This window comes from Pseudomonas sp. SWRI18 (assembly GCF_014268345.1).
GTDB classification, from domain to species: domain Bacteria; phylum Pseudomonadota; class Gammaproteobacteria; order Pseudomonadales; family Pseudomonadaceae; genus Aquipseudomonas; species Aquipseudomonas cedrina.
Window position 1 is genome coordinate 24,009 of record NZ_JACCQQ010000032.1, and the last position, 17,567, is coordinate 41,575.

Annotated in this window: 20 protein-coding genes; 19 read left to right on the forward strand and 1 reads right to left on the reverse strand. The window is 62.3% G+C overall.

What is annotated here, in order from left to right; all coding sequences use genetic code 11:
- Positions 1-14 precede the first annotated feature (14 nt).
- The 19 genes from fliF (at position 15) to H0Z09_RS25340 (ending at position 16,569) form a co-directional block, all read left to right on the forward strand.
- Positions 15-1,802, forward strand: a complete 1,788-nt coding sequence (gene fliF, locus H0Z09_RS25250) for a flagellar basal-body MS-ring/collar protein FliF (RefSeq protein WP_076952982.1) — start codon at positions 15-17, stop codon at positions 1,800-1,802.
- A complete protein-coding gene (fliG, locus tag H0Z09_RS25255; protein WP_076952983.1) occupies positions 1,795-2,811 on the forward strand; it encodes a flagellar motor switch protein FliG in 1,017 nt (338 codons plus the stop codon). Before fliF ends, fliG begins: the two co-directional genes overlap by 8 nt.
- A gap of 10 nt (positions 2,812-2,821) precedes the next feature.
- On the forward strand, positions 2,822-3,586 hold the full coding sequence (gene fliH, locus H0Z09_RS25260) for a flagellar assembly protein FliH (RefSeq protein WP_186694345.1): 765 nt from the start codon (positions 2,822-2,824) through the stop codon (positions 3,584-3,586).
- A complete protein-coding gene (fliI, locus tag H0Z09_RS25265) occupies positions 3,576-4,934 on the forward strand; it encodes a flagellar protein export ATPase FliI (protein ID WP_076952985.1) in 1,359 nt (452 codons plus the stop codon). Before fliH ends, fliI begins: the two co-directional genes overlap by 11 nt.
- 3 nt (positions 4,935-4,937) lie before the next feature.
- Complete coding sequence (gene fliJ, locus H0Z09_RS25270) at positions 4,938-5,387, forward strand: flagellar export protein FliJ (RefSeq protein WP_076952986.1); 450 nt, start codon at positions 4,938-4,940, stop codon at positions 5,385-5,387.
- A 753-nt stretch (positions 5,388-6,140) separates the two neighbouring features.
- Entirely contained in the window at positions 6,141-6,446 is a 306-nt protein-coding gene (locus tag H0Z09_RS25275; protein WP_186694347.1) for an STAS domain-containing protein, read from the forward strand.
- Positions 6,443-8,158 carry a fused response regulator/phosphatase gene (locus tag H0Z09_RS25280; RefSeq protein WP_186694349.1) on the forward strand — a complete coding sequence of 572 codons (1,716 nt, stop codon included), beginning with the start codon at positions 6,443-6,445 and terminating at the stop codon, positions 8,156-8,158. Before H0Z09_RS25275 ends, H0Z09_RS25280 begins: the two co-directional genes overlap by 4 nt.
- 30 nt (positions 8,159-8,188) lie before the next feature.
- Positions 8,189-8,533: an Hpt domain-containing protein gene (locus tag H0Z09_RS25285; protein ID WP_076952989.1), complete on the forward strand. Its 345-nt coding sequence runs from the start codon at positions 8,189-8,191 to the stop codon at positions 8,531-8,533.
- A gap of 108 nt (positions 8,534-8,641) precedes the next feature.
- Entirely contained in the window at positions 8,642-9,970 is a 1,329-nt protein-coding gene (locus H0Z09_RS25290; RefSeq protein WP_186694351.1) for a flagellar hook-length control protein FliK, read from the forward strand.
- Positions 9,971-10,308: 338 nt separating this feature from the next.
- The gene (gene fliL / locus H0Z09_RS25295) at positions 10,309-10,812 is read left to right on the forward strand and encodes a flagellar basal body-associated protein FliL (RefSeq protein ID WP_186694353.1); all 504 of its coding nucleotides are present in this window, start codon (positions 10,309-10,311) and stop codon (positions 10,810-10,812) included.
- A 9-nt stretch (positions 10,813-10,821) separates the two neighbouring features.
- Positions 10,822-11,790: a flagellar motor switch protein FliM gene (gene fliM, locus H0Z09_RS25300; RefSeq protein ID WP_076952992.1), complete on the forward strand. Its 969-nt coding sequence runs from the start codon at positions 10,822-10,824 to the stop codon at positions 11,788-11,790.
- Between the two features lie 46 nt (positions 11,791-11,836).
- A complete protein-coding gene (gene fliN / locus H0Z09_RS25305; RefSeq protein ID WP_076952993.1) occupies positions 11,837-12,304 on the forward strand; it encodes a flagellar motor switch protein FliN in 468 nt (155 codons plus the stop codon).
- Position 12,305: 1 nt separating this feature from the next.
- Positions 12,306-12,740 carry a flagellar biosynthetic protein FliO gene (fliO, locus tag H0Z09_RS25310; RefSeq protein ID WP_076952994.1) on the forward strand — a complete coding sequence of 145 codons (435 nt, stop codon included), beginning with the start codon at positions 12,306-12,308 and terminating at the stop codon, positions 12,738-12,740.
- On the forward strand, positions 12,740-13,483 hold the full coding sequence (gene fliP, locus H0Z09_RS25315; RefSeq protein ID WP_076952995.1) for a flagellar type III secretion system pore protein FliP: 744 nt from the start codon (positions 12,740-12,742) through the stop codon (positions 13,481-13,483). The genes fliO and fliP overlap by 1 nt, the downstream gene beginning before the upstream one ends.
- 4 nt (positions 13,484-13,487) lie before the next feature.
- Positions 13,488-13,757: a flagellar biosynthesis protein FliQ gene (gene fliQ, locus H0Z09_RS25320; RefSeq protein WP_010208761.1), complete on the forward strand. Its 270-nt coding sequence runs from the start codon at positions 13,488-13,490 to the stop codon at positions 13,755-13,757.
- A gap of 4 nt (positions 13,758-13,761) precedes the next feature.
- Positions 13,762-14,547, forward strand: a complete 786-nt coding sequence (fliR, locus tag H0Z09_RS25325; RefSeq protein WP_076952996.1) for a flagellar biosynthetic protein FliR — start codon at positions 13,762-13,764, stop codon at positions 14,545-14,547.
- 3 nt (positions 14,548-14,550) lie between these two features.
- Positions 14,551-15,687, forward strand: coding sequence for a flagellar biosynthesis protein FlhB (gene flhB / locus H0Z09_RS25330; protein ID WP_169377170.1), 1,137 nt, complete (start codon positions 14,551-14,553; stop codon positions 15,685-15,687).
- A gap of 434 nt (positions 15,688-16,121) precedes the next feature.
- Complete coding sequence (locus tag H0Z09_RS25335) at positions 16,122-16,343, forward strand: cold shock domain-containing protein (protein ID WP_186694355.1); 222 nt, start codon at positions 16,122-16,124, stop codon at positions 16,341-16,343.
- Between the two features lie 22 nt (positions 16,344-16,365).
- The gene (locus H0Z09_RS25340) at positions 16,366-16,569 is read left to right on the forward strand and encodes a cold-shock protein (RefSeq protein ID WP_186694357.1); all 204 of its coding nucleotides are present in this window, start codon (positions 16,366-16,368) and stop codon (positions 16,567-16,569) included.
- A gap of 334 nt (positions 16,570-16,903) precedes the next feature.
- On the opposite strand, the gene H0Z09_RS25345 is transcribed toward H0Z09_RS25340, so the two are convergent.
- A complete protein-coding gene (locus H0Z09_RS25345; RefSeq protein WP_186694359.1) occupies positions 16,904-17,173 on the reverse strand; it encodes a hypothetical protein in 270 nt (89 codons plus the stop codon).
- Positions 17,174-17,567: the final 394 nt, after the last annotated feature.

Sequence of the window (17,567 nt, forward strand, 5' to 3'; positions counted from 1 at the left end):
ACGAGATTTAAGTCATGGCAGAAGCAGTCGTGGACAACGTACCCGCCAAGGCAGACGGCAAGCCGCCGCTGTTTGGCCTGTCGTTCCTGGAAAACCTCTCGGAAATGACCATGTTGCGTCAGGTGGGCCTGATGGTTGGCCTGGCTGCCAGCGTGGCGATTGGTTTTGCCGTGGTGTTGTGGTCGCAGCAACCCGATTACCGGCCGCTGTACGGCAGCCTGGCGGGCATGGATTCCAAGCAGATCATGGAAACCCTCGCCGCCGCCGACATCGCCTACACCGTGGAGCCCAACTCCGGCGCTTTGCTGGTCAAGGCCGATGACGTGGCCCGTGCGCGCATGAAGCTGGCCGCCGCCGGCGTGACCCCGTCCGACGCCAACATCGGTTTTGAGATCCTCGACAAGGACCAGGGCCTGGGTACCAGCCAGTTCATGGAAGCCACCCGCTACCGTCGTGGCCTGGAAGGCGAACTGGCACGCACCATCTCCAGCCTGAATAACGTCAAGGGCGCCCGCGTGCACCTGGCCATTCCGAAAAGTTCGGTGTTCGTGCGCGACGAGCGCAAGCCCAGCGCCTCGGTCCTGGTGGAACTGTTCTCCGGCCGCTCCCTGGAGCCTGGCCAGGTTCTGGCGATCATCAACCTGGTCGCCACCAGCGTGCCTGAATTGAGCAAGTCGCAGATCACCGTGGTCGACCAGAAGGGCAACCTACTGTCCGACATGGCGGAAAACTCGGCATTGACCCAGGCCGGCAAGCAGTTCGATTACAGCCGCCGCATGGAAAGCATGCTCACCCAGCGTGTGCACAACATCCTGCAGCCGGTATTGGGCAACGACCGCTACAAGGCTGAAGTGTCCGCCGACGTGGACTTCAGCGCCGTCGAGTCGACATCCGAGCAGTTCAACCCGGACCAGCCGGCGCTGCGCAGCGAGCAGTCCACCAGCGAACAGCGCACCGCCGCCAATGGCCCGCCGCAAGGCGTGCCGGGGGCCCTGAGCAACCAGCCGCCATCCCCGGCCTCGGCGCCGCAGACCACCGGTGGCGCGGGCGCTGCCGCGGCGGCCGCGATCCAGCCTGGCCAGCCTTTGCTGGACGCCAACGGCCAGCAGATCATGGACCCGGCCACCGGCCAGCCGATGCTCGCACCGTACCCGGCGGACAAGCGTAACCAGTCCACCAAGAACTTCGAGCTCGACCGTTCCATCAGCCACGTCAAGCAGCAGCAAGGCCGCGTCAATCGCCTGTCGGTGTCGGTGGTGGTCGATGACCAGGTCAAGGTCAATGCCGCTGACGGCGCGGTCACCCGTGCGCCGTGGAGCGCCGACGAATTGGCGCGCTTCACCCGCCTGGTGCAGGACGCCGTCGGTTTCGACGCCAGCCGTGGCGACAGCGTCAGCGTGATCAACATGCCGTTCTCCGCCGAGCGTGGCGAAGTCATCGCCGAAGCCGCGTTCTACACGCAGCCATGGTTCTGGGACATCGTCAAACAAGTGCTGGGGGTGTTGTTCATCCTGGTACTGGTGTTCGGTGTGCTGCGTCCGGTGCTCAACAACATCACCGGCAACGGCAAGAACAAGCAACTGGCGGCCTTTGGTGGCAGCGACGTCGAGTTGGGCGGCATGGGCGGCCTGGACGGCGAACTGGCCAACGACCGCGTCAGCCTCGGCGGCCCGCAAAGCATCCTGTTGCCGAGCCCGAGCGAAGGCTATGACGCGCAGTTGAACGCAATCAAGAGTCTGGTGGCAGAAGACCCGGGCCGTGTGGCCCAGGTCGTGAAAGAGTGGATTAACGCAGATGAGTGATCGAGCCGCAGTTGCCAAGCTCTCCAAGGTCGACAAAGCCGCCGTGCTGCTGCTGTCCCTGGGTGAAACCGATGCCGCCCAAGTGCTGCGTCACATGGGCCCCAAAGAGGTCCAGCGCGTCGGCGTGGCCATGGCGCAGATGCGCAATGTGCACCGCGAGCAAGTCGAGCAGGTGATGAGCGAGTTCGTCGAGATCGTCGGCGACCAGACCAGCCTGGGCGTCGGCTCCGACAGCTACATCCGCAAGATGCTCACCTCGGCGCTGGGCGAAGACAAGGCCAACGGCCTGATCGACCGCATCCTGCTCGGTGGCAACACCAGCGGCCTCGACAGCCTGAAATGGATGGAGCCACGCGCCGTCGCCGACGTGATCCGCTACGAGCACCCGCAGATCCAGGCGATCGTGGTGGCGTACCTCGATCCGGACCAGGCCGGTGAAGTCCTCGGCCACTTCGACCATAAAGTGCGCCTGGACATCATCCTGCGCGTGTCGTCGCTGAACACCGTGCAGCCGGCGGCCTTGAAAGAATTGAACACCATCCTGGAGAAGCAGTTCTCCGGCAACTCGAACGCCTCGCGTACCACCCTGGGCGGTATCAAGCGTGCGGCGGACATCATGAACTTCCTCGACAGCTCGGTCGAAGGCCAGTTGATGGACTCGATCCGCGAGATCGACGACACCCTGTCCGGCCAGATCGAAGACCTCATGTTCGTGTTCAACAACCTCTCCGATGTCGACGACCGTGGCATCCAGGCGCTGCTGCGCGAAGTGTCCTCCGATGTGCTGGTGCTGGCCCTCAAGGGTTCGGACGAAGGCGTCAAGGAAAAGATCTTCAAGAACATGTCCAAGCGTGCCTCGGAACTGTTGCGCGACGACCTGGAAGCCAAGGGCCCGGTGCGCGTCAGCGACGTGGAAACCGCACAAAAGGAAATCCTCACCATTGCCCGCCGTATGGCCGAAGCCGGAGAAATCGTTCTCGGTGGGAAGGGCGGCGAAGAAATGATTTAAGGCGCCTGTGATGTCGAGCAAAGATGAGGCACCCAGCGACCTGATTCGCGCCCGCGACGTCGGCGGGTTCGACATCTGGTCGTTGCCCAGCTTCGATCCGCACGTGCCGGAGCCCGAGCCGGAACCGGTGATCGAGCCGCCGGTGGAAATGGAGGAGGTGCCGCTGGACGAAGTCCAGCCACTGACCCTGGAAGAGTTGGAAAGCATCCGCCAGGAGGCCTACAACGAAGGCTTCGCCGCCGGTGAGAAAGACGGTTTTCGCAGCACCACCCTCAAGGTGCGCCAGGAAGCCGAGGCGGCGCTGAGCGTCAAGCTGGCCAGCCTGGAGCGCTTGATGGGCGGTTTGTTCGACCCTATCGCCGAGCAGGATTCACAGATCGAAATAGCCATGGTCGGCCTGGTGCAGCACATCGCTCGCCAGGTGATCCAGCGTGAGCTGGTGCTCGACTCCAGCCAGATCGAAAGCGTCATGCGCGAAGCGCTCAAGCTGCTGCCCCTGGGCGTCGGCAATGTGCGGCTGTACATCAACCCGCAGGACTTCGAACAGGTCAAAGCCCTGCGCGAGCGCCATGAAGAAACCTGGCGCATCGTCGAAGACGCCGCCTTGCAGCCGGGTGGCTGCCGTGTCGAGACCGAGCACAGCCGCATCGATGCCACGGTGGAAACCCGCATCAGCCAGATCATGGCCAAGCTGCTGGACCAAGCCCACGAGCAGGTATTGAACCCGGCCGAGCCCGACCTGAGCCTGGACCTGGACGCCGCCGATGCGCCTTGATCGCACCAGCTTCGCCAGGCGCTTGAGCGGTTACACCGACGCCACGCAGTTGCCCGGCCAACCGATCCTCGAGGGGCGCCTGTTGCGCATGGTCGGCCTGACCCTTGAAGCCGAGGGCCTGCGCGCCGCCATGGGCAGCCGCTGCATGGTGATCAACGACGACAGCTACCATCCGGTGCAGGTCGAAGCCGAAGTGATGGGTTTTTCCGGCAATAAGATTTTCCTGATGCCGGTGGGCAGTATCGCCGGCATCGCGCCCGGCGCCCGCGTGGTGCCGTTGGCCGACACTGGCCGCCTGCCGATGGGCATGAGCATGCTCGGCCGCGTGCTCGACGGCGCCGGCCGCGCGCTGGACGGCAAGGGCGGCATGAAGGCCGAAGACTGGGTGCCGATGGACGGCCCCACCATCAACCCGCTCAACCGCAACCCCATCAGCCAGCCGCTCGATGTGGGCATTCGCAGCATCAACGGTTTATTGACGGTCGGCCGCGGCCAGCGTCTGGGCCTGTTCGCCGGTACCGGCGTGGGTAAATCGGTGTTGCTGGGCATGATGACGCGCTTTACCGAGGCCGACATCATTGTGGTGGGGCTGATCGGCGAGCGAGGCCGCGAAGTGAAGGAGTTCATCGAGCACAGCCTCGGTGAAGAAGGCCTCAAGCGCTCGGTTGTGGTTGCTTCGCCGGCGGACGATGCACCGCTGATGCGCCTGCGCGCCGCCATGTACTGTACGCGCATCGCCGAATATTTTCGTGACAAGGGTAAGAACGTCCTGTTGCTGATGGACTCGCTCACGCGTTTCGCCCAGGCCCAGCGGGAAATCGCCCTGGCCATTGGCGAACCGCCGGCGACCAAGGGTTATCCGCCGTCGGTGTTCGCCAAACTCCCCAAGCTGGTGGAGCGCGCCGGTAACGCCGAGGCCGGCGGTGGCTCGATCACCGCGTTCTACACCGTGCTGTCCGAAGGCGATGACCAGCAGGACCCGATTGCCGACTCGGCGCGGGGCGTGCTCGACGGCCACATCGTGCTCTCGCGGCGGCTGGCCGAGGAAGGGCATTACCCGGCCATCGACATCGAAGCGTCCATCAGCCGGGTGATGCCGGCGGTGGTCACCCCGGAGCACATGGCCCGTGCGCAACAATTCAAGCAGTTGTGGTCGCGCTACCAGCAGAGCCGCGACTTGATCAGCGTCGGTGCCTACGTGGCCGGTGGTGATCGCGAGACCGACCTGGCCATCGCCCTGCAACCGCAACTGGTGACCTACCTGCGCCAGGGCCTCAACGACAAGATCAGCATGGGCGAAAGCGAAGCGCACCTGCAGTCGATCTTCGCGCCCGCGCCGGGCGGCTAAGCCATGGCCAACAGCCGCGCTGCGCGCCTGGCTCCGGTGGTGGACATGGCCGAGAAGGCCGAGAAAACCGCCGTGCAACGCCTGGGCTACTTCCAGGGCCAGGTGCGCCTGGCCGAAAGCAAGCTGGGCGACCTGGAGCGTTTTCGCAGTGAGTACCAGCAGCAATGGATCGACCGTGGTGCCAAAGGCGTGTCGGGCCAATGGCTGATGGGTTACCAGGGCTTTCTCAACCAGCTGGAAACCGCCGTCGGCCAGCAACGCCAGAGCCTGGCATGGCACCAGAACAACCTGGATAAAGCCCGCGAAAGTTGGCAACAGGCGTTCGCCCGTGTCGAAGGGCTGCGCAAGCTGGTGCAGCGCTACATCGACGAGGCCAGGGCGCTGGAAGACAAGCGCGAGCAGAAGCTGCTGGACGAGCTGTCACAACGGCTGCCACGCCAGTCCCAATTCTAACTGCCGGCTCCGTCAAATGTGGGAGCTGGCTTGCCTGCGATAGCGATGTATCAGTGCCAGATGAGCAAGCTGACCCACCGCAATCGCAGCATAGGTATCTACACAACTTTCGACGGTGTGTGGCGAGGGCGGCCTACGGGCCGACCGTTTTTTGGGTTTGACCGAGTACATATCCGTTGCTGCGGTAACGGCGGCTTAGGGTTCCGCCCTTACGGCGGGTCACTTTTTGAAGAGCGCAAAAAGTAACCCAAAACGCTTCGCCCCACCACTCGGTGCCTCGCCTAGGCTCGGCATGCCCGTAATCCGACATTGATTTGGGGGGCCGCCGCCACGCGCCATCCATGGCGCGGGGCGGCTAAACCGGCGTCCTGCCGGTTTACCCCCCAAATCAATATCGAATTACGGCCAGCGTGGTTGACGGGGCGCCCCAGATCAAGATCAAAAACAAAGCGCGGCGGCCTTAGAGCCGACCGGTATTCATGTTGAACTCGGTTCAAAATGTGGGAGCTGTCGAGCCCCAGCGAGGCTGCGAAGGCGGCGGCACTGCTGGCATTTTTTTCGCCTGACCCACCGCTTTCGCAGCCTCGCTAAAGCTCGACAGCTCCCACAGGGGGTGAAGTCAGCCTCTGAAAGTTGTGTAGATACCCACCGCAATCGCAGGCAAGCCAGCTCCCACATTTGCTTCGTCGTGTTGCCCACATTCAGTTCACCTGCTAAACCTTCCTTCATCGCCAATGACAAGGAAGCAGTCGCATGTCAATCGAGTCAGAAGTCTCCCTGGACGGGAAGAAGTTGACGATCGCCATCAAGGGCCGGTTCGATTTCGGTAGCCACCAGGCCTTTCGTGAAGCCTACGAGCGGTTCTATAAGGTGCCTGAAGCCTATGTCGTCAACTTGAAGGAAACTACCTACATCGACAGTTCTGCCTTGGGCATGCTCCTGTTGCTGCGGGACCACGCCGGCGGCGATGAGTCGGATGTCAGTGTGATCAACTGCAACGCCGACGTGCGCAAGATTCTGGCGATCTCCAACTTCGATAAGCTGTTCGACATCAATTGAGCGTCCTGGCCCCCCTCGAGACGCTGACGATCCTGATCGCCGAAGACAGCGCCGCCGACCTGCTGCTGCTGTCGACCATCGTGCGCCGCCAGGGCCATCAGGTACTCACCGCCACCAACGGCGAGCAAGCCGTTGAGGTATTCGCCCGCGAGCGTCCGCAGCTTGTGTTGATGGATGCCTTGATGCCGGTGATGGATGGCTTCGCCGCCGCGCGATGGATCAAGCAGTTGGCCGGTGAAGCGCTGGTTCCTATCATTTTCCTCACCTCGTTGCGCGAAAGCGCCGACCTGGCCGAGTGCCTGGATGCCGGCGGCGATGACTTTTTGCCCAAGCCCTACAATCCGCTGATCCTGGCGGCCAAGATCAATGCCATGGACCGCTTGCGTCGGTTGCAGGCCACGGTCCTGGAGCAGCGTGACCTGATCGCCAAGCATCACGACTACCTGCTGCACGAGCAGCGGGTGGCCAAGGAGGTGTTCGACAAGGTCGCGCATTCGGGCTGCATCAATGCCGCGCCGAACATCCGCTACCTGCAATCGCCCTATGCGCTGTTCAACGGCGACTTGCTGTTGGCGGCCTACACGCCTTCCGGTGACATGCACGTGCTGCTCGGTGATTTCACCGGCCACGGCCTGCCGGCCGCAGTGGGCGCCATGCCCCTGGCAGAAGTCTTCTACGGCATGACTGCCAAGGGCTACGGCCTGGCGCAGACCCTGCGCGAGATGAACGCCAAGCTCAAGCGCATCCTGCCCGTGGACATGTTCTGCTGCGCCACGCTGTTGTGCCTGAGCACGCAGCGGCGCGTGGTGGAGGTGTGGAACGGCGGCATGCCTGAAGGCTATGTACATGAAATTGCCAGCGGCAAGCGCACGCCGCTGGAATCGCGGCATTTGCCCCTGGGCGTGCTGTCGGCCGAGGCCTTTGATGATCGCACCGAAGTCTGGCCCATGGCCTTGGGCGACCGGGTGTTCCTGCTCTCCGACGGTGTGCTGGAGACGGCCGGCCCTGATGATCAGCTGTTTGGCGCAGAGCGCTTGCAGCAGGTGTTCGCCGCCAATCGCGAGCCTGATCGGTTATTTGACGAGATCGAGCAGGCCCTGGCGGCGTTTCGAGGTGAGGCGCGCGATGACGTGAGCATGCTGGAAATCACCCTCCAGGCCGGCCAGTCGCTTCGCGCGGCGGGGCCGTTGTACGCCGACAGTGGGCAGTCCTCTCCGCTGAACTGGTCGGCGAACTTCGAGTTTCGTGCCGAAACCTTGAAACGCTACAACCCGTTGCCGTACCTGCTGCAACTGCTGCTGGAGATCCACGGGTTGCGTGAGCAGAGCGGGGCGCTCTACAGCGTGATGGCCGAGCTGTATTCGAATGCGCTGGAACATGGCGTGCTGGGCCTGGATTCGCGGCTCAAGCGCGATGCCCAGGGGTTCGCCGAGTATTATCGCCAGCGCAATGAGCGCCTGACGCAATTGAGCAGTGGTCACGTGCGCGTGCAGGTGCAGGTGCTGCCCACGGAGGCGGGCGGTCGCCTGAGCCTGTGTGTCGAAGACAGCGGGCCGGGCTTTGACGTGGAGCACGTACTGGCGCGGCCGCAGGACATCGACCGCCTGTCTGGCCGGGGTTTGAGCCTGGTGCGCGAACTGTGCAGCGCGGTACGCTGGTCCGAAGGCGGGCGTCGTGTCTGCGTAGAGTTTTCCTGGGAGGCTCTGGCATAATCCACCGATTCTTGATCAAGGAGCGAGCAAGTGGTTGATCTACATCTGGACCCCGACGTGTTGTCAAGTTTGCAGGAGGTCATGGAAAGCGAGTATCCCAAGCTGCTCGAGACCTTTCTTGATGATTCCCAGAAGCGCGTCGAGGCCCTGCGCAAGGCGCGCGATGACGCCAAGGCGTTGGGGCTGATCGCGCATAGTTTCAAGGGAAGCAGTGGAAACCTCGGCGCGGTGCGGCTGACGCAACTGTGCCAGCAGCTTGAAGAGGAGTCCGCCGGTCCCGCTGCGGAACTTGGGGCGTTGGTGGACCAGATTGATCAGGAGTTTGCGTTGGTCAGGCCGCTGTATGAGTCCGAGCGCCAGCGCTTTCAGCTCTGACCCAATGATCGTTCCTACGCGGAGCATGGGAACGATCAACCTGGCCCGACTCTTGCTCTATCTCTTCGTACTGCATCCCCGATCCCCATGCAGTGGAGACCTTTACCTATGCCAGTCGCCCCGAATTCGCTCCTTCAGGCTGCCCCCGCGGCCAAGCCTCAAGCGCCCGCCGTCAACCCGCCGGCAGCCGCTGCGGACCCACGGGACAAGGGCCCTGGCTTCGCTCAAGTGTTTGCCAGCCAGGGTCCCAAGCCCAGCGCCAAGGCCGACGACAGCGCGGCCAAACCCACGCGGGACAAGCCGGCCGACGCCAGCGCCAAACCTGTGGCGGGCGGCGACAAGCCTGCCGCCGGTACGCCAGCGGTTGCCGATAGCGGCAATACCTTGCCTGCCAGCCCGCCGGCCAAGACCGATGACAGTGCCAGCAGCGATGACGACGCAGCTGTCGACCCGAGCCTGGTACAACTGCCCCCGGTTGATCCGGTAGTCGACCCGGCGTTGATCGCCAGCGTGACCCCGGTGGCCGTGCCGGTTCCTGTGGAGACCACGGTGCCCGTCGCCGCCACCGATGACCAGGCCCTGCCGGTGGTGGCGACGCCGATCATTGCGACCGAGCCGGCCAAGCCAACCTTCGATCCGCAAGCCGATCCCCTGGACGCCATGCCGGCTGTACGCCTGGCGATGGAGCAGGGTGGGCACGTGTCGGCCAGCAGCCAGGCGACGGCGAAAACCGCGCCGCCGTCGACTCTGGATCAACCGACCGCCGCGCAGAATTTCGCTGCCGGCATGGCCACCATGGTCGACCAGCAAGCCACCAAGGACAGCACCGAGGGCGGCGACAAAGCCTTCAGCGGGCTGATCGAAGACGGCCTCAAGGACCTGAAGAACGCCAGCAGCGATACCCGAGTCGACGACTTCGCCAATCGCTTGGCCGCGTTGACCCAGGCCGCCACGCCGAAAACCGCCAATGCCTTGCCGCCGGTAGCCAACGCACCGTTGGCCATGCATCAGAGCGGTTGGACCGACGAGATCGTCAACCGCGTGATGTACCTGTCCAGCGCCAACCTCAAGTCGGCGGAGATCCAGTTGCAACCGGCTGAACTCGGCCGCCTGGACATCAAGGTCAACATGACCGCCGACCAGCAGGCCCAGGTCAACTTCATGAGCGCGCATCCGGTGGTGCGTGAAGCCCTGGAAAGCCAGTCCGGCCGCTTGCGCGAAATGTTTGCCCAGCAGGGCATGGGGCAAGTGGATGTAAATGTGTCCGACCAGTCCCGCGGCCAGGAGCAGCAACAACAGGCCCAGACCCGTGGCGTGAGTGGCGGCGGGCGGGGTGGCGATAACGGCGACAGCGGCAACGCCATCGATGTGGCCGAAGCGGTAACGCCGGTGACCTCCACCGTGGTCGGTTCCAGCGCCGTCGATTACTACGCCTGATTGCTGTCGAAACTCCGCCATGTGGGAGCTGGCTTGCCTGCGATAGTGGCCTGTAGTGAGCGGGCTTGCCCCGCGCTGGGGTGCGAAGCGGCCCCAATAAAAACACCGCCGACCTCCAGGTAGAACCGAGTCGCCTGGTTTGGGGCGGCTTCGCCACCCAGCGCGGGGCAAGCCCGCTCACTACTCACCGCATTCGCGAGCAAGCCCGCTCCCACAGGGGACCTGTGGTGTGGCGAATTTCGTGGTCCTCTTGCAGATAGCCCAGACAACTCTGGCATAACACTTGCTCTTGCCTTCCCGTAGATCTATGAATCCCCGAATAGTGACGGATTATTGGCATGGCGAAGAGCGACGACGCAGCAGCAAAACCACCGGCGGGCAAAGGCAAGCTCAAGCTTATCCTGATGATAGTCGTGGGCCTGCTCCTGGCCATTGGCGCCTCGGTGGGCGGCACCTGGTACATCATGCACAGCAGCGCCGCGAAACCGGCGCCCGCCGCCGAAACCGCCACTAACGTCAAGCAACCGGCAATCTTCGAGCCGATGCTTCCGGCCTTTGTCGCCAACTTCAATCAGAACGGCCGTCAACGCTACCTGCAGGTGAGCATCACCTTGCTGGCGCGTAACCAGTCGGACCTGGATGCCCTCAAGGTGCATATGCCAGTGATCCGCAACAACCTGGTGATGCTGTTTTCAAGCCAGGGCTTCGACACACTCGCCACGCCGGTGGGCCAGGAAATGCTGCGTCAGAAGGTTACCGCCAGCGTGCAGGAAGTGGCCCAGAAGGAACTCGGCAAAGTCGTGGTCGAGCAGGCGCTCTTCACTAACTTCGTATTGCAGTAGGATCACGACATGGCCGTGCAAGACCTGCTGTCCCAGGATGAAATCGACGCGCTGTTGCATGGCGTCGACGACGGTCTGGTACAGACCGAAACGGCTGCCGAGCCCGGCAGCGTCAAAAGTTACGACCTTACCAGCCAGGATCGCATCGTCCGCGGACGCATGCCGACCCTGGAAATGATCAACGAGCGCTTCGCCCGCTACACCCGCATCAGCATGTTCAACATGCTGCGCCGTTCGGCGGACGTGGCGGTGGGCGGCGTGCAGGTGATGAAGTTCGGCGAGTACGTGCACTCGCTGTACGTGCCCACCAGCCTCAACCTGGTCAAGATCAAGCCGCTGCGCGGCACCGCGCTGTTCATCCTTGACGCCAAGCTGGTGTTCAAGCTGGTGGACAACTTCTTCGGCGGCGACGGCCGTCACGCCAAGATCGAAGGCCGCGAATTCACCCCCACCGAGCTGCGGGTGGTGCGCATGGTGCTGGAGCAAGCCTTCATCGATTTGAAGGAAGCCTGGCAGGCGATCATGGAAGTCAGTTTCGAGTACATCAACTCGGAAGTGAACCCGGCCATGGCCAACATCGTCGGGCCCAGCGAAGCCATTGTGGTGTCCACCTTCCACATCGAACTCGATGGCGGCGGCGGCGACCTGCACGTGACCATGCCGTACTCGATGATCGAGCCGGTGCGCGAAATGCTCGACGCCGGCTTCCAGTCCGACCTGGACGACCAGGACGAACGCTGGGTCAAGGCCCTGCGCGAAGACTTGCTGGATGTCGACGTACCGCTGAGCGCCACGGTTGCCCGTCGCCAGTTGCGCCTGCGCGATATCTTGCACATGCAGCCGGGCGACATCATCCCGGTCGAATTGCCGGAAGAAATGATCATGCGCGCCAACGGCGTGCCGTCATTCAAGGTCAAGCTGGGTTCCCACAAGGGCAACCTGGCGCTGCAAGTGGTGGAACCGATCAACCGTCGGTGATGCACCCTAATTAATTTATGAATGTTTGCTCCGCCGAGGACATGTAATGGCTACCGAACACGAAAACACTTCCGCCGAAGACCAGGCCCTGGCTGACGAATGGGCGGCTGCCCTGGAAGAAACCGGCGATGTTGGCCAGGACGATATCGACGCGCTGCTGGCCGCCGACGCCGCCACCGCGCCGGCCGGCAACCGCCTGGCCATGGAAGAATTCGGCAGCGTGCCGAAGAACAACGACCCGGTGACCCTCGACGGCCCGAACCTGGACGTGATCCTCGACATTCCGGTGTCGATCTCCATGGAGGTCGGCAGCACCGAAATCAACATCCGCAACCTGCTGCAACTCAACCAGGGTTCGGTGATCGAGCTCGATCGCCTGGCCGGCGAGCCGCTGGACGTGCTGGTCAACGGCACGCTGATCGCCCACGGTGAAGTCGTCGTGGTCAACGAAAAGTTCGGCATCCGCCTGACGGACGTGATCAGCCCGAGCGAACGCATCAAGAAGTTGCGCTGATATGAAACGGTTGCTGGTGGCACTTCTTGTCGCGCTGCCGTTGGACGCCTGGGCAGCGGAGCCGGTGGCTCAGGCCGCCGCCGCGCCTGCCGTGGGCAGTGTCGGCGGGCAGTTGACCCAACTGGTGCTCGGCCTGTTGCTGGTGGTCGGCTTGATCTTTGCGCTGGCCTGGCTGATGCGCCGCGTACAGAGCGCGGGCGCGGGCAACGGCCAGGTGATCGAAATGATCGGCTCCCGTGCCCTCGGCCCGCGCGATCGGCTGGTGCTGGTGCAAGTGGGCGAGGAGCAGATTCTGCTGGGCATCACCCCCGGCCGCATCACCCCGTTGCACGTGCTCAAGACGCCGGTGGACGTGGCCGAGACCAAGGCTGCCACGCCAGAATTCGCCCAGCGCCTGATGGAGTTGCTGGGCAAGGATCAGAAGGATAAGAAGTAATGCGCGTTTTATTGGCGCTCATGCTGTTGCTGGCCGCGCCGCTGGCGTTTGGCGCCGACCCGTTGTCGATCCCGGCGATCACCCTGGGCACCAACGCGGCAGGGGCGCAGGAGTATTCGGTCAGCCTGCAGATCCTGCTGATCATGACCGCGCTGAGCTTCATCCCGGCGTTTGTCATGCTGATGACCAGCTTCACGCGGATCATCATCGTGTTCTCGATCCTGCGTCAGGCCCTGGGCCTGCAGCAGACGCCGTCGAACCAGATCCTCACCGGCATGGCCTTGTTCCTGACCATGTTCATCATGGCGCCGGTGTTCGACAAGGTGAACCAACAAGCGCTGCAGCCGTACCTGGCGGAAACCATCACCGCCCAGGTGGCGATCGACCGCGCCCAGGTGCCGATCAAAGACTTCATGTTGTCGCAGACCCGCTCCAGCGACCTGGAACTGTTCATGCGCCTGTCCAAGCGGACCGACATCGCCACCCCCGACCAGGCGCCGTTGACCATCCTGGTGCCGGCGTTCGTCACGTCCGAATTGAAGACCGCGTTCCAGATCGGCTTCATGATCTTCATCCCGTTCCTGATCATCGACCTGGTGGTGGCGAGCGTGCTGATGGCCATGGGTATGATGATGCTCTCGCCGTTGATCATTTCGTTGCCGTTCAAGATCATGCTGTTTGTGCTGGTGGACGGCTGGGCGCTGATTATCGGCACCCTGGCCGGCAGTTTCGGCGGAGTATAGGGCCATGACTCCAGAAGTAGCGGTCGACCTGTTCCGCGAAGCGCTGTGGTTGACCACCGTGATGGTCGCGGTGCTGGTGGTGCCCAGCCTGTTGGTGGGCCTGCTGGTGGCGATGTTCCAGGCGGCGACCCAGATCAACGAACAGACCTTGAGCTTCCTGCCGCGCCTGCTGGTGATGCTGGTCACGCTGATCGTCGCCGGCCCGTGGCTGGTGCAGACCTTCATGGAATACATCCTGCAGTTGTACGGCAGTATTCCGCAGTTGATCGGCTGACCCGATGCAGTCCTTGCTGGCATTGACCGACACCCAGATCAGCACGTGGGTGGCTGCCTTCATCCTGCCGCTGTTCCGCGTCACGGCCATGTTGATGGCCATGCCGGTGTTCGGCACGACCCTGGTACCCCGGCGTGTGCGCCTGTACTTTGCGGTGGCGATTACCGTGGTGATCGTGCCAGGTTTGCCGCCGATGCCCCCAGTCAACGCCATCGACCTCAGCGCGTTACTGCTGATTGCCGAGCAGATTCTGATCGGCACACTCATGGGCTTTTCCCTCTCGCTGTTTTTCCAGGCCTTTGTGATCGCCGGGCAAATCATCTCGGTCCAGATGGGCATGGGCTTCGCGTCCATGGTCGACCCTACCAACGGTGTCTCGGCGGCGGTGATCGGGCAATTCCTGACCATGCTGGTCACCTTGCTGTTCCTGGCCATGAACGGCCATCTGGTGGCCTTCGAGGTGATGACCGAGAGTTTCACCACCTTGCCGGTGGGTTCGGGCCTGGTGGTCAACCATTTTTGGGAAATCGTCGGGCGCCTGGGCTGGGTGTTCGGCGCTTCTCTGTTGCTGGTGCTGCCGGCGATCACCGCATTGCTGGTGATCAATATCGCCTTTGGCGTGATGACCCGCGCGGCGCCGCAGTTGAACATCTTTTCCATCGGTTTCCCGTTGACCCTGGTGTTGGGCATGTGGATTTTCTGGGTCGGCCTGGCGGACATTCTCAATCAGTATCAACCGCTGGCGACTGACGCCCTGCAGTTCTTACGTGATCTGGCACGGGCGCGCTGAGCCATGGCCGAGAGCGAGAGTGGTCAGGACAAGACAGAAGACCCCACGGAGAAACGCAAAAAGGACTCCAGGGAAAAGGGCGAAATTGCTCGCTCCAAGGAACTCAACACCGTCGCCACCATGATGGCCGGCGCTGGCGCCTTGCTGATTTATGGCGGCGGCCTGGCGCTGGACTTGATGGAGTTGATGAAGCACAACTTCGCCTTGCCCCGCGAAGTGCTGCTCAACCCCGACGCCATGGGCCAGTACCTGCTGCACTCGGGCAAGATCGCACTGCTGGCGGTGCAGCCTATTCTGATCACCTTGCTGCTGGCCGCGCTGATCGGCCCGGTCGCCCTTGGCGGCTGGCTGTTTGCCGCCGGCAGCATGGCACCCAAGTTCAGCCGCATGAACCCCGGCGCCGGGCTCAAGCGCATGTTTTCCGCCAAGGCCCTGGTGGAGCTGCTCAAGGCTTTGGCCAAATTTATCCTGATCCTGTTTGTGGCGCTGGTGGTGTTGTCGTCCGACATCGACGACCTGCTGCTGATCGCCCATGAACCGCTGGAGTCGGCGATCATCCACAGCGTGCAGGTGGTGGGCTGGAGTGCGCTGTGGATGGCCGCCGGGCTGATCATCATCGCGGCGGTGGATGCGCCGATCCAGCTGTGGGAAAGCCACAAGAAACTGCTGATGACCAAGCAGGAAGTGCGCGACGAACACAAGGATTCCGAAGGCCGGCCCGAGGTCAAACAGCGTATTCGCCAGCTGCAGCGCGAAATGTCCCAGCGCAAGATGATGGCGGCGGTGCCCGACGCCGACGTGGTCATCACCAACCCGACGCACTACGCCGTGGCGCTCAAGTACGACCCGGAGAAAGGCGGCGCGCCGATGCTGCTGGCCAAGGGCAGTGACTTTACCGCGTTGAAAATCCGCGAAATCGCCGTGGCCAACGACATCCTGTTGCTGGAGTCGCCGGAGCTGGCGCGCTCGATCTTCTACTCCACCGACCTTGACCAGGAAATCCCCGCCGGGCTTTACCTGGCCGTGGCCCAGGTGTTGGCCTATGTCTATCAGATTCGCCAATACCGCGCGGGCAAGGGCAAGCGCCCGGATCCGCTCAAAGACCTGCCGATTCCACCGGATTTGCGTCGCGATTCCTGACGGTCGCGCGCCTGCTGTCGTGCGTCTACCTGTCAAGGTTGACAGTAGGCAATACGCCGCCAGCAGGGTTTGATAGAGCGATGAGCCGCGCAGCCCTGCGCGGCTCGGGAGGCGGTGATGGATAGGCCTACGGTCAAGTGGTTTGATGCGGTCAAAGGCATCGGCTTTATGGCCCTGGATCGCGATGGCAAAGAGGTTGCCGTCCAGTCGGCCGACACTCAATGCAGTGACGTCCCGCCAGCCCCTCCCAAGCCGCGAAAACCGCGCAAGCGCAAAAAGTCATCGGATGCATGAAGTGAACCACGGATTGCCACCGTGCCATTCGTCTTAAACCCCCTCTACCTGTCAACTTTGACAGTAGTCAGTGTTGGCCCCTTGCGGTTCCATGGCGCCAGGTACTGCGCGCAGGTAATCAAGAGATGCAGGGGGTGATCATGGAAATGGTGACGGGCACGATCAAATCTTACAGCCGCACTACCGGAGAAGGTTTGATCGAACCGGACGGCGGAAGAGAGCCGGTACTGTTGGATCTGAAGAGCTCGGCAGGTCTTTGGTTTAGAAAGGGCCAGCGGGTGCAGTTTTCCAGAATCCATGGCCCCAAGGGCATCTATGCGTTTCGTCTGAAACTCATTCGCATGCCCCGTGCAAAACGTTGAAAGTGACGGCAGGAGAACGGTCATGGCGACAGGTACGGTGAAGTGGTTTAACGCGGAGAAAGGGTTTGGGTTCATCACGTCCGATACTGACGGCGAGGATATTTTTGTCCACTATTCAGCTATTGCAAGTCCTGGCTTCAAGAGTTTGGATGAAAATCAAAAAGTGGATTTTGATGTTATCCAGGGGCCCAAAGGGCCACAGGCCGAGAACGTGCGTAAGCTCTAACTCGGTCTCAAGTCGAACACGGGCAAATTGTGGGAGCGGGCTTGCCTGCGATAGCCATAGGTATCTACACAACTCTCAACGACTGAAAAGTGTCCCTGTAGTGAGCGGGCTTGTCCCGCGCTGGGTGGCGAAGCCGCCCCAATAAAGACGCCGCCGAGTTCCAGATAAATCCAAGTCGCCTGGTTTGGGGCTGCTTCGCAGCCCAGCGCGGGACAAGCCCGCTTACTACAGATGCTCGCATGCTCTCAATAAAGATGTGTAGATACCTATGGCTATCGCAGGCAAGCCAGCTCCCACAGTTGAATCGGTTTACACCCGGTGGGTTTGATTTGATCTAGCCAATTGCAGTCGACGGCTCAACGCCTTCCAGCACCCGCTCGGCCAGTAACTGTGCCACTTCAATCAACTGCGCGACACCCAATGCGCCTTCGCGCCGCGAGCTGTCCAGTTCGAAGGCAAAGTTGCAGGTCAGGGCATGGGCTGACGCCAGTGTTTCGGTGAGGTTGACCAGCAGGTCTTCGGTGGGGATGCCGTCTTTTACGCGCAATAGCACGACGGGCGCGTCGTTGGCGTCGAGTGGGGGATTTGGGGTGGGTTTGATCATTGTGAAGTTCCTAGGTAAAGGTGGAGCTGCCACTGATCGCCGCGACGCGATGGAGGGTGGCAGCTGTACGCAGGTTCGCGGACCGGTCTAGGAACAACCCGGCATACCCGAAGGTATCCCGCGCACAGCCGCCATAGCGCCGCACAGTAGACGATAAAAAACCGCTTACTGAAAGGCAGATGGTGCTTTGTTCCGTAGCAAACCGGGCCGCGACGCCCGTCCGCTGCGTTTGCAGCGGTGTACGGAGACTAGAGATCGAGTTTCCTAGGGGCAACCTCAAAACGCTGTCGGAAATTTCCCCGGTAGCGGCGGCTATACACTAATCCAACTGTGGGAGCGGGCTTGCTCGCGAATGCGGTGGGTCAGTCAATGGATGTGCTGGCTGGCCAACCGC